We start from the raw sequence: 13,292 nt of genomic DNA, 5'->3' as shown, positions 1-13,292 counted from the left end.
TTCTCATCTCCAGCTAAAAATGCGGAGTTTGGACTGGGGCTACATGGATTCATAGGTGGATGCGCTGGCCGCTTACGTTCGAGCGCCGGCCAGCGCTTGAGCGCGTGCTCGACGGCCTTGGCCGTCCCGCTGCCGGTGGCCACGGTGCGTTCAGTGGCCAGTAACTAGGCGTGCAGTTCGGCCAGTACTGGTACGGCAAGGCGATTGACCACGCGCTCAAGCGTGGCCGGCGCTGACGCGCTATGCGAGTCCGGCAGTCTGCCGATCGACAACAATCCGATCGAGAACGCCATCCGTCCCATTGCCATTGGCAAGAAGAACTGGCTGTTTAACGGCTCGGAGCGCGCCGGCCGCCGCGCCGCCGCTATTCAGAGCCTGTTCGCCACGCTAAGCTGAACGGACTCGATCCGCTGCACTGGCTGGCCATCGTACTGGAACGTCTCCCGACGTGCCCCAACAGCCAGCTCGATACGCTGCTGCCATTTCCGTACTCTTCGCAGTCCTAAATCCGCTGAACAGGTGGAGCGGCTGGACACTTACCCATTAAGTTTGAGAGCCGCCTCCAGTTTCGAGGAACTGATCCAAATACATGAAGTCGGCCGCTGACGCGTCTACTACCCTCAGCTTTCGGTCCTCGCCATCAGTGCCAGAACCCCGGAAAGCGCGGTAAATCTTCAGCTCGCAGACCTTTCTTAGAAAGACCAAGAGTTTGCGGAGCTTTGTTTCGTTCTCCGAAATGAAGCCAACCGGAACACTTACCACATCAGAGGTTGGAACCTTCCACTGGTAAAGAGCTGCCGCGCTCACCCCTGGAAGTAATAAGACCTCAAACCGTTCGGAAGTTGCGAGCGATGGACCAAGTAAGATGTCACTGAACCCAGCATCAAGCAATACGTTCGCCCGACGGCGGATACGCTCAATTGGCTCGGCCTGTCCAGCGACGCAAATCGCAATCAGGTCAATAGGCTCGCCCCATTCGCTTGCTGATGTATTGCGAATCGCCTCGACAAATGACTTTAATAATTCTGTTCGCCCCCACAGGTCGGACTCTGGGAGAACCCAGAACATTTCCGATGGGAAGGCAGTTGACGCACCACTGTTTGTCTTGAAACGCTTCAAAGACCGTCTGAATGCCTGCAAGAAGCGGTCCTGGTTCTTGGTCATGTATAGCGCGCCGAGAAGGGCTCGGCTCTTTCCTGCGTCGTATTCAAGACTATAGGCGCTCCCATGGACCTCGCGCACGTAGCTGCCGAAGTCGAATCTGGCGGCGGAGCCTCCTGCTGAAGACCCGACGATTCGCTCATTTACATCCTCTCGAAATACTCGGGAGGACAGGTTAATATCGCCGCTGGGCACACTTTCACGCCTCAAGAACCGCGCCAATACCTCATCGCTGAAGACATCGACGAACGCAGCGAAATGGTCAGGGTGCTGAATTTGGCGAGCAACTCGGTCTGCCGTCAGCTTGAATACGGTTGAGCGGAGTTCCTCCGGAAATACCGATAGTTGGGCCTCAATGTCGAAGTCAACGTTGCCATCAAGGTCGACTTCGAAGTGAACAGGCAAAGGCAGGTTAAAACGTCTTCCAGCCGTGATGTCATCAATCTTGTAGACCGCGAAAGCCCGCTTCTGTTCATCCTCCCGGTCATGCCGCTCGATGTCGTGAAAGTGGCGGTAAAACGCTTCCTGTGCCTGATCAACTGTGCGTGCTCCGTTCTCGGCCGCAGAGTCCCACGAGAGATCCAGAGCATTGTCCCAATAATTGCTTGAGAGCGCTCTAGGGATGGGCGAGAACGTAAGCAATTCAAAGACGGGTCTAGCCTGACGTTCAGCGATTCGTGTGAAGCGAGGAACTCCATCTTCTGTGCTCCCAAACCGCGCTTCCGCATAGGAGGTCAGAACTAACTTGCCATCCTCGTCTTCGACCAACCCCTCCACTCGAAGCAGGTCCAGAAAGTCACCGACCTCCCTACCGCTCAATTCAAAGTACGCGGCTAGCACTTCGACCTCCAACGGCCCGGTCAAGCGAAGGAGCCTCACAGCAAACTCCGTCATGACTGGAACTTGCCGCTCGACTGAGACATGGCATCGGACTAGAAACTGCTGCGCGGGGATAGCCACAGCAACGGTGTTGAATCGTTCACGCATCTGCGCTCCTCCGCTTCAGTTCAAGTGAAGGGAACAGCTGTGCTTTCCCCTGTTCAGCGAGTTGCCTCACCTTCTCTAGCACTCCGGCCATCGGAGTCCTTGGACGTCCGCTCCACATTGATGAGGAACTAACGATGACAAGTCGGTCCTGTGCGCGCGACATCGCAACGTTGATGCGTTCTGGGTCAGCTAGAAATCCGACTTTCCTAGAAGTGTCGTTGCGAACAATCGAAAGGATAATGAATCGGTTCTCCTTACCTTGATAGCTATCGACGGTTCCAATGGTGTAAGTGTCGCGTATGTCCGCAGCCCAGTCGGCTTGGTCAAGCTTGCGCCGTATCAGGTCACGCTGAGCTGCGTACATTGTGATGATGCCAATCGGGATATGCCGGCTGCCATCTGCCGCGCGAACGGCGCTTAGGAACGAAGCTGACTTCACGATGTCCCGGACCACAGCCAAGACCGCATTGGCCTCGGCCTCATTAATGAGTGCACCTTCGTGCGTTCCAGCCTCTCCATGGAACGCATTCCGCCCTTGGTCGGTGGTATCAATCCATACGACTTGCTGCGATAGGTAATCGGGTAGTAGCTTGTACTCATCGCCAGGCGGCTTGCGCGCTACCTTAAGGGCTCCGTTGTAAAAGCAGTTAGAAACGACATAGTTGATGTTGTCCGCCATGCGGTACTGCATGAGAAGAGTCCTTCCGACCTGTTTTCCATAGGAGGACGAGAACGCGCGCTGGAAGTTGTTCATACGTCTGAACTCCGCGCGCGAAACTCCGAGGAGTTGCGCGGTCTGCTCTTCAACTTCCACCGGATAGGTAGGAGGGAGCTGAAGATGGTCTCCCACAAGCAAGAGCCGTTTTCCCGCCTGCATGCCGACGACCAACTCCATCGGTGAGGCCCGCGCAGCCTCGTCGACAACTACCCAGTCATAGGAGTGATCCACGATGCCCAGGGCTTGCTTCCCAATTCCGACGCAGGTTCCAGCAACTACGCTCGAACTACGCGCAAGGAAAGACGTGAAGTTCGAGCGTGGATTCCTAAGCACGCTGGAGAACTCAATCGACAGATGAATGACCTTTTCCAGACGTAGACACTTATCCGGACTAGGGGCGCCATGACGGGCGGCAAGTGCGGAGAGCTGCTCTTCAAACCATTCAGGTAGCATCGCATTTGGCGTCACATCGAGCCCAAATTTCTCCCCCGCGATAGAGGTAAAGACTTGCCTCAACCTCTCGATGTGGACACTTGACTCACCAGCGGATTGCTCGCTGTTGACTTCATCACGATGTAATCGAGAGATTCGCGTAAGCACCGAGCCAAGGCTCATATGTAGTTCCACTGCCTCATCGACGTAAGAACGAGGCAGTCCCATCCCGTATCCCGTGGCCCTGACGCGCTCCTTCAGTTCAGCGTCGAAGGACTCTCGGTAGAGCTGCCGGCGCGAGTCCTCCTGCACCGAGCGTAGGCGCGTGGACACCATCGACGGCAATCCAATCCGAACCATGGAGATGTCTGTACCGCTTGCTCCAGCTAGTTCAGCCACCTTCTCAAGCGCGTTGTTGACTGCTTCATGAGATTGACTGACAAGCAGCACGTTCCGCGCAAGGCCTTGTGTCAGGACTAAGTGCACGAAAGATGCGATGAACTTGGTCTTACCAGTTCCCGGTGGCCCCTGCAGCAGCGACACTGGTCCATACTCGAGCGCTGTCCGCAATGCTTCTTCCTGCTGCGCGTTGAGGTTGTACTTAGCAATGATTTCAAGCGGTGGCAGTGCACCATACGTGGGCATTCGCTCGGCGTTAGGATCGAAGTAATCCGGCAATCGAGGAATCAGAGCGGCGTTCTCGAGAACACGGCGCATAGCCGCTACGCGTCGTGCGGACGCGTGCCGCTCCAGCGCGCCTCTCAAGTAGAATCTACGGCCTTCGACTGGGTTGAATTTTTGCGTCAGCGGTTGAACTCGCATGACGTCGTTCGCTATGTCCGAGGAAACGATTCCCGTCAGATACCAGCGTTCGCTCCCCTCAATTGGATCGGTGCCTCTTTCAAGCAGCTCAATGCGCTCATCTTCAGAAAAATCGATTACGCCACTGTCAATGTCGAAGGGGACCAGCCAAAGGCCACCTCCGTCGGGAACTTTGCGAGCACCCGCGCGAAGCGTTATTGGCGTCGCGTTCAACTCGTCGGTTTCTGCAAGAGCCCTCCATAAATCAGTCGTTGCTAACGGACGGGCCAATTCAGTGGACTCGCTTTGAGTGGCGTAGGGGTCAGCTGTATTTCCCTCCCCCTCTTCCTCATGGTCCGGCTCAGTAGCGAGATAACGGCTGAAGAGAACATCGGCGAGGTTTGCCGCGTCGGATGATTCGCCTTGCTCAATGACCAGCGTCGCGTACAGGCGGAAGGTCGCGCGACGAGCTGATGAAACGTACTGCTCATGCCCAATGGGCTTCGCAAATACGTCCTGTACCTGCTCAGTCGCTCGATCGTATTTGATAACAAGTTGCTGTCGAAGTCCGGTTAAGAAGAATACGATACTCTCGCTTGACGAGTCGACCTTTACGCCGACGGGGAAGCTTCCGTTGTCGCCGTAGAACTCCACCGCCGGCTCTATTTCTCGCCCCCTTCGTTTGAGGGTCAAGCTGTAGCTGGGTTTCGCGTCGATCTTCGGGAAAATCTCCCCCTGCAATGTTTCAGCCAAGAGGTCGACCGGCGGCAGTACATCTCCCAATTCAAGCGCGTGCTCTGCCTCATTGCACGACTTTTTGTACGCCGTACCCGATAGAAGACGTAGCACCAACTGCGTGGCTGCATACAGGTCCCGATGTTGTGGGGCTGCTGATTCGATATCAGGTGGCAGCAATCCGATAGTGATGCCGATGTCACCATCGGGGCTGAGGTCCGGAACATCGAGTAGCAGTGCCCGAGGTTGGCCTTCGGAATCTAAGCAAACTGCAACGTTTGATGGTTTCAGGTCGCCGTGGTTCTGGCCGAGAGCATGTAGACGTCGTACGGCATTTAACAGGGACAATGCCAACAAAGCCTTTGCGTTAGGTGGCTGCTCCTCTGACATCCATTCTTCAAACGAACTTCCGGGCTCCCAGCGAGTCACCAACATGAGGCCGAATGGGCCAAGACCAAAGTCCAGCACCTCTGGGGCTGCATCGAATGCGGACTGCCTAAGTGACCGAGCCTGATGCAAAAAGCCGAGTAGCCTTGAATTACGTGCGGGATGCTTACTATCGTAGCCAAGCATTGGCCAGCACTTCACGAGGACTTTACTCCCATCCCGTTCCGAGATGTAGACAGACTTCCCAGGCGTAGAGGAGACCTCCTGCTTCATGGGAAGGTTTAGCGGACTTGCGGCTGTCTTGAAGGCTAGGACCTCTTCTGCAGAAACGACTGGCCCCAACTCTTTTGCGAAGGCTTTATTGAAAGCGTCAAGCGCGTCTGATGCAGTAGTAAAGCGTCGCAACGGGTCCCAATCCATCGCTTGACGGTACCAGCCCTGCAAGCTTGTAACCTCAAGGGGCACCGCTTCATCAAACAACGGAACTTCGTCTAGACGACTCAATTCCCGGCGCTCGAGCAACTCAAAGATGAGCACCCCGAGCAGAAATACGTCCCTGACAAAAGGCGCGTGTTCGAAACTCTTTCCCGCAGTATCGGTGTCCTCGGGAAGTGCGATGGAGCCGGTTTCAAGCTCTACGCGATGCACGCCGACGGTGCGAGTTTCCGGAATGCGAGCCGCAGCGAACGAAGAAAGAATTACCCGTGCGGGTTCAACAACCCAGAGAGTCCGTTTCGTAATGTCTCGATGCGCGATTCCGAGCGCATGAAGCTTGGCGAATCGAGACAGCACACTTTGCGCAAGCACCAGGCGTTCCTCAATCGGGATATCAGCCCTTCGCGCCAACAATTCCGCCAAGCGTTCGACGCGGTCTGGAAGGCGGTAGGCTTCAACAAAGTTGGTGGTGACATCATCAGCCACGGCTGACGCAACTGGTTCAAGCAGGTCGACGTGTAAATCGGGGGCCTGTTCACGCAATGCCTCATTCAATCGCAACTCGCGCAAACCAATGGTTGCCCGCTCAGTGGGAGTTGTTCCACCTCCGTCTAAGGCTTTAAAGTCCCACTTGCGAAGCAGCGCCTTTGAACGGCGGCTTTCGACATGTGCCGCACGGTACTCACTCCACATTCCGCGCGGGTGCACGTAGTCGGCCGAGGCCGACGACTGTTGAAACCCATAGATGACCGTCTTACGCTCTAGTACGGATGGGCTTGAAAGTGAAAACATACTTTCGTAGTGAGACCTATCCGGCAGCGGATTCGCCGATGGAAAGGAGAACTTTGCAGGAGTATCTGGAAAGCGAACCTTGTACTTGCCAGAATCCGACGCTACATCGCAAAAGTCCCCCAGCGTCATGACGAAATTTCGCTCTTCAGGCGGGAACCCTTTGAGCCTACACTGAGGATGACACAAGACTATAATGGGCTCTACGTACGGAACTTTAAGCTTCGGAAATTTTTCGCGGATGACGTCTTTCAGCACCTGAGCTTTACGCTGCGTCACCTTGACCGGTGATTTTCTAGGCGCTCCCTTATGCACCCATTGGCCGCTTGTGAACTCAATGTCGCCACTCCAGTTCTTGAGCTCAATGACCAAAATGCGGTTGCTGGTCAGAACGACAAGGTCGAGGTCGAGCGCCTCAGGAGACCCACGCTGGACTAGTTGGAATGCTGCGAAGCCGACCCACGTTTTTGGCAAGCGGCGCTCGAGTTCGCGCAACGCGCCTTGTTCGACCTCCAGGACGCCCTCTGGGCTCAGATAGCTAATCTTCAAGTCATTCTCTCTTATTCATTGAAAAGCAGGGGCTTCTTTGACGCCACCCTTGGTCGTGTCAACAGTGCTCCAAGAAGCATTACTGTGGAAAATAGGTCGTGCAGTGCTTAGCTGTAGTCGGGCATAGCACAGTAAATGTCCCTTCGGCCTGTTTCGGACCAATTAGGCCTCAAACTCATCTTACAGTCGTGTCAGGTCTGAGTTACGCATGACTTCTAACAGCCGGCGGCTTTCCATCGGCCTCGATAGCCACCTCTATCGCCATCACTGCCGCGAGCATTTCCTTAACCAACGGGGCGTCGAACTCTTCACTGCGATCTTCCTCGTGGGTTCCCTTGTTGAGGTAATTCCACTCGACAGCGTGGGTATGCTCACGACCAAGCATTTGGCTGAGCGATGGAATGACTCCTTGGTACACAGTTACCTCTTTCTTCGAAAGGAAGGCTAAGAGACCGTTCGCCAGTGCCATTAGATCGGGTGAACCACCCGGGCCGCGCAGTCCGACCTGTATCTGTGCCGAATGCCCCCTGTTGCCGATTTTCTTCCACAAGCGGTTAAGGAGTTCCTCGAACGACTTCCGAACGTAGCTCAGGCAATCGCGGATTTTTCCCTCCTGGAAGCTCTGTTCGGCGACCACCAGGTAGTGCCGAGGCGAGTCGAGTTTCACGAAGATTCTCTTAGAGTCGACAGGCACAAGGAAGTCGATCCGGCTAACTGTCGTCTTGTAGTCTGCCTTCGGAATTGCGTTCTCAAGGCGTTTCACGAAATCCTCACCGTGGGTCGTGATTATCAATTGCCGTTTTTTAATTTCATCGTCGCCGAGTATGAGGTCCACAATGCCACCGCGGTGCTCGTCGTCAATCGAGTTCACCACGTCGTCGAAGATGAGGAACGGGAGGTCGTCACGGACAATTTTGGAGAGCAGTATGGAGAGTCCCAGACAACGGATATGTCCTTCGCTCAGCACTTGGAGTGCATCGCACTTTTGACCTCCATCGAACTCGATATCTATCTTCTGCCCAGTCGCAGTAGGCAGCGCGAGCGATTTCAAGCGATCCGAAATGTGGTCATGCTTGTTGATCGCGTTGTAGAACTTGAGCGTCTTTTCATTCAGGTCTGCGGCCAGCGCCAACGGTAGATTTGCGTTGTACTTCAACAGCTTTTGACGGAAGCCCTCGTACGCTGCTAGATACTTCGCATTGCGCGTGATAACAGGCTTCTCACTCTCTGCCAGCTTGATGAGCGTCTCGTTTTCCTCTTTGAACTTCTCGATGGCCAAGGCCGCAGAGCGCGCGCTCTGCGCGTTCAGGTCGGCCGTCGTCCTGATCGAAACGATCTCCGCCGATAGCTTCGCCATATCAGCGTTCAGCGCTTCCAACTTCGCCACCTCTGCCTTCGCTTTCCCAATTGTCCCGTTGAATGCCACGGCCGCCGCTTTCATCTCAGCCAAGAGGACGGTCTGCCCTGCTAGTAGCGCCAGGGTCTCCTCTAATGTCTTCGAGTCAGTCACGCTTTCACTCGCGGCCTTAAGCGCTTCGATTTCGGGCACCTTCACAAAAGCGATCAAGGCGGCCGCAGGGGCCAGGCTCTCCACCTTCGATGCCAGCCTCGGCCAGCGCTCGGTAAGCAGCGCAGTGATCTCCTTGACGCGGGCCTCGTGCTTAATCGCGACTTGGAACTGCTTCAGCTTTTCCTCAGCGTTTTGGTAGGGATCAACCGGTACTGCGAGCTTACCTCCAGCGTACAACGCCGACTCACAAGCCGGGCACTTGTCTTTCGACTTTTCCTTGCTCTTCAAGATGGCAGAATATAATTCGCCGAGCGAAAGCTGTTCCTTGTAACCTACCAACGCCTGCCGCGCAGCCCTTCTCTCCTCGATCAAGCCGACAAGGCTCTTCACTTCCGTGGAGATTGCGTCTATGCCAGGGTCGGGAGCGAGCTTCAGCCCGTTGAGACGAGCTATCTCCGCGTGGTTCGCCTTCACGGCCCCACCATTTCCATCCGGCCCAGATATCCAGTCGCTGATTTCGGCAAGAGTCTTATGAGCGGGGTATTTGAGCAGCAGGACGTCCTGTTTGGCTTTAACTTCCTTATCTTTTTCCGGCATTTGCTGCAATATTGCCCGCTGGCCCGCAATCTGTTTTTCCTTGTCCGCCAGCTCCTTGGTCTTCTGGCCTACGGTATCAATATAGTTTTCGAAGTGGTCGTTGAACTGAGTTGCGAATCCGTTGAACTCCTCTAGCCCGAAAAGAGCCGCCAGCCTGGCCTGCTGAGCCGACGCAGTGTTCGCTGCAACGCGCGCAAAGCCATCGATCCGGTTTTTCTCCACGAAGCAGAATTCGTAGCTCTTCGGATCAGTTTGAACCTGGACGTTCTTTTTCCCATCTGCTGTCACCCCTAGCAGCACCGGACGGTCCGATTTCCTTGTTATCGAATTCCGGATGTAAGTGGCGACATCGATCCGCTTAGCATCCGCTTCATTGATCGACCCGAGAAGGCCGTATTCCAAAGCCTCACAAAGGCTGGACTTCCCGGTCCCATTCGGCCCGTAGACGAACGTGTAGGGGTTCTTAAATTCCAGCGTGTGCTCTGCGGAAAAGCCCCTGAAATTCTGCACTTTCATACTGGACAGCTGAACGATCTTCCCAGCATCCTCACCAGCTGCTTCCACCTTGACATTCAAGTCGCTCGAAGCGAAATCACCTGCAGAAGATATCAATTTCGCAATCAACTTCCCTCGCTTACCACCGGCTGTTCCGCACGCTTCGACGGCTGCGAAATTGTCCAGAACAAGCCTCGCCAGCTTCTTCTCGTATTCCGAAAACCCAACCTGGCTTTTGACCAAGAACCGCTTGTACTCCGAAAGTGACTTAGACATGGCTATTCATTAACGAAAGGTCGTTTTAGGGGTATGTTGACTGCACTTAAACGTGTCGTTAAGAATAACATCTTATCAAAACGAAAAAGTCACCAATTATCACGTCATTTTTGAGACCATCCAAAGGATCGATGAAACGATTTTTCCCAACAATAGATTGCGTCCCCGGAAGTGGTGTATGAGATGTGATTCTCGAGGGCAAGGTGTGGTGGTTCACCCAACTAGGACACTACGTTAAGTTTTATTCTGCCACCTCAGGTGCCAAGCTAGTGAAAGTCCCGTGACGACGTTGCAAGCTCTCCTAGCAAATGCGAGCAATCCACCAGCCGCTTGGCGATAAGATTGCGAACACCGCTCTTGGATTGCCAGATCCCATACACCCCAAGCAGCTGCGAGGTCATCAGCTCGCGCCGCTGCTGCTCTGCCAGCGACGGCCAGACGATAATGTTGATGGTCCCGAATTCGTCCTCCAGCGTCAGGAAGATCACCCCGTTCGCCGTCGCCGGCCGCTGGCGCACCGTGACGATGCCGCAGCCACGCGCCAGCTGCCCGTCATCGAAGGTGTTGAGCACTTCGGATGGGACGAAGCGCATCCTGGTCAGCCGCTCGCGAAGCAGCGCCAGCGGGTGGCGGCCAAGTGTCAGGCCGAGATGGCGGTAGTCGGCCACGATCTCCTCCCCTTCCGCCGGCGCCTGCAGGGTCACCGGCGCTTCCGCGATGGCTGCCGTCTTCAACAATCCACGCTCCGGCACGCTGGCAGCGGCATCCCACATGGCGCTGCGGCGGTTCCCCACAATGGCAGCCAGCGCATTGGCCGAAGCCAGCGCCGTCATGTGCGCCGACGTAAGATCCGCGCGTGCGGCCAGGTCGCGCGGGCTGTCGAACTGCCGCACGGTGCGTGCTTCTTCGATGCGCCAGGCTGCCACGCGCTCCATGCCGTTGATGTTGTTCAGGCCCAGGCGCACCGCCAGTGCGCCACTGGCCGCGCGCTCCAGCGAAGCCTCCCAGCTGCTGGCGCATACATCGACGGGACGGACTTCCACGCCATGGCGCCGCGCGTCCTGCACCAGCGACGAGCGGCTGTAGAAGCCCATGGGCTGGCTGTTCAGGAGCGCGGCCAGGAACTCGGCCGGGTGGTGGCATTTGAGCCAGCTGCTGGCATAGGCCAGCAGCGCGAACGAGTGCGCGTGCGATTCCGGGAATCCGTAACCCGCGAAGCCGCGTATCTGCGAAACGATGGAGGTGGCGAAGGCGGTGGTGTAGCCGCGTTCGGCCATCCCCTGCATCAGCTTGTCCTCGAACTGTTCCAGCCCGCCCTTGCGCTTCCAGGCAGCCATGGCGCGGCGCAGGCGGTCCGCCTCCCCTGGCGTGAATCCTGCCGCTGTCATGGCAATCGCCATCACCTGCTCCTGGAAGATGGGTACGCCAAGGGTGCGCTTCAGGACCGCCTCTACCTCCGGGCTGGGATAGGTGACCGGCTCCTCGCCCTGCCGGCGCCGCAGGTAGGGCTGTATCATGCCGCCCTGGATCGGGCCTGGCCGGATGATGGCGACCTCGATCACCAGGTCGTAGAACTCGCGCGGCTGCATGCGCGGCAGCATGGACATCTGGGCGCGCGATTCGATCTGGAACACGCCCACCGTGTCGGCGCGCGAGATCATCTCGTAGGTGGCCGGGTCTTCGTACGGGATATCGCCCAGTTCGAAGCGTTCGCCGCGCTGCCGGGAGATCAGCTCCAGGGTGCGCGACAGGCAGGACAGCATGCCCAGCGCCAGCACGTCGATTTTCAGCAAGCCGATGGCGTCGATGTCATCCTTGTCCCATTGGATCACGGTGCGGTCCTGCATGGCCGCGTTCTCGATTGGCACCAGGCGTGACAGCGGCCCGCGCGAGATCACGAAGCCGCCCGGATGCTGCGACAGGTGGCGTGGAAAACTCATCATGCGGTCGGCGATCCAGCCCCATTTGTCGGCCACCGCCGAATCAGGATCGAAGCCGCAGGTTTCCAGCCGCTGGCGCAGGTCGGAGCGCCCTCCCCAGCCGTGGCTGGCCTTGGCCACCTTGTCCACGACGGACAAGTCCACGCCCAGCGCACGCCCCACGTCGCGCACCACACTGCGCGGGCGGTAGCAGATCACCACCGCCGTCAGCGCTGCCCTGGCGCGGCCATATTTGCGGTAAATGTACTGGATCACCTCCTCGCGGCGCTGGTGCTCGAAGTCGACATCGATGTCGGGCGGCTCATCGCGTTCGCGCGAGATGAAGCGCTCGAACAGCAGCGTGCCGCGCGACGGATCCACCTCCGTGATGCCCAGGCAGTAGCAGACGGCGCTGTTGGCAGCCGATCCCCTGCCCTGGCACAGGATTTTTTGCGAGCGGGCGTAGCGCACGATGTCGTACACGGTGAGGAAGTACGGTTCGTAGCGCATGTCGGCAATCAGTTCCAGCTCGTATTCCAGCTGCGCCTGCACGTTGGCCGGGATGGCGCCGGGATAGCGCCAGTGCGCGCCGATATAGGCTTGCTCGCGCAGGTAGGCGGTGGGCGTGGTGCCATCGGGGACCACCTCGTCCGGGTATTCGTAGCGCAGCTCGTCCAGCGAGAAGGTGCACAGGCGCGCCACGCGCACCGTCTCGTCCAGGGCGGCGCGCGGGTACAGATTCCCCAGCCGCACGCGCGAGCGCAGGTGCGCCTCGGCGTTGGACGCCAGCTGGTAGCCGCACTGCGCCACCGGGGTGCTCAAGCGAATCGCCGTCATGGTGTCCTGGATGATCTTCATCGAGCGTACGTGCATCATGACGTCGCCGGTGGCGACGACCGGCAGGCTGAATTCCTCGGCGATGGCCTCCACCATGGCGCGGTGCCGGTCATCCTCTGCGCGGTAGTGCAGCGTGAGCGCGATGCGCGCGCGGCCCGGTGCGCAGCGCACCAGCCATTCGGCCTGGCGCTCGACATCCTCGTACGGCGCGCGGTAGCGCGGGCACAGGATCAGCTGGCAGTCCGGCAGGCCCTTGAGATGGGCGAGATCCGGTGGCGGCCTGGCGATGTCGCGCGGCCAGAGCAGGTATTGACCTTTGCCGGCGCGGGTGCGGGCCAGGGTGATGAGTTCACTGAGGTTGCCGTAGCCGTTGCGGTTCATGGCCAGGGCCAGCACGTCGAACGGTGGCGAGCCATCCTCCGGCGTGACCGTCATCTGGCTGCCGATGATCAGGTGCAGGCCGTGTTCCTTGGCCTCCACGTGGGCCTTCACCACGCCGGCCAGCGAGCATTCGTCCGTGATCGCCAGCGCCGTGTAGCCCAGCTGGGCGGCGCGGTGGACCAGCAGCTCGGGCGGCGAGGCGCCGCGCAGGAAGGAATAATGGCTGCAGCACTGCAGCTCGGCGTAATCCGGCAGCGCGGACGTTGGGGTAGGCGCGTCCATG

At 57.7% G+C, this 13,292-nt stretch carries 4 protein-coding genes and 1 pseudogene; 1 reads left to right on the top strand and 4 read right to left on the bottom strand.

Annotation, left to right across the window (positions count from 1 at the left end):
- Positions 1-197: 197 nt before the first annotated feature.
- A pseudogene (locus ACLB1G_RS16030) lies at positions 198-506 on the top strand (IS66 family transposase); the annotation flags it as partial.
- 37 nt (positions 507-543) lie between these two features.
- Here ACLB1G_RS16030 and ACLB1G_RS16025 read toward each other — a convergent pair.
- From ACLB1G_RS16025 to ACLB1G_RS16010, 4 genes are all read right to left on the bottom strand, one after another.
- Complete coding sequence (locus ACLB1G_RS16025) at positions 544-2,148, bottom strand: hypothetical protein (protein WP_491628218.1); 1,605 nt, start codon at positions 2,146-2,148, stop codon at positions 544-546.
- Positions 2,141-6,994: an AAA domain-containing protein gene (locus ACLB1G_RS16020; protein ID WP_491628217.1), complete on the bottom strand. Its 4,854-nt coding sequence runs from the start codon at positions 6,992-6,994 to the stop codon at positions 2,141-2,143. Before ACLB1G_RS16020 ends, ACLB1G_RS16025 begins: the two co-directional genes overlap by 8 nt.
- A 202-nt stretch (positions 6,995-7,196) precedes the next feature.
- Positions 7,197-9,872: an AAA family ATPase gene (locus tag ACLB1G_RS16015; protein WP_491628216.1), complete on the bottom strand. Its 2,676-nt coding sequence runs from the start codon at positions 9,870-9,872 to the stop codon at positions 7,197-7,199.
- Between the two features lie 266 nt (positions 9,873-10,138).
- Positions 10,139-13,291 carry an error-prone DNA polymerase gene (locus ACLB1G_RS16010; protein WP_491628215.1) on the bottom strand — a complete coding sequence of 1,051 codons (3,153 nt, stop codon included), beginning with the start codon at positions 13,289-13,291 and terminating at the stop codon, positions 10,139-10,141.
- Between the last annotated feature and the right edge of the window lies 1 nt (position 13,292).

It is taken from the genome of Duganella kummerowiae (genome assembly GCF_053572355.1).
The sequence above is the reverse complement of the archived record's forward strand: the minus strand, read 5'-3'. Positions and strand labels throughout refer to the sequence as shown.

What these genes read in the sequence shown, in the direction of transcription:
- ACLB1G_RS16025 (WP_491628218.1), bottom strand. Translation starts at nt 2,148, where the DNA reads ATGCGTGAACGATTCAACACCGTTGCTGTGGCTATCCCCGCGCAGCAG.
- ACLB1G_RS16015 (WP_491628216.1), bottom strand. Translation starts at nt 9,872, where the DNA reads ATGTCTAAGTCACTTTCGGAGTACAAGCGGTTCTTGGTCAAAAGCCAG.
- ACLB1G_RS16010 (WP_491628215.1), bottom strand. Translation starts at nt 13,291, where the DNA reads ATGGACGCGCCTACCCCAACGTCCGCGCTGCCGGATTACGCCGAGCTG.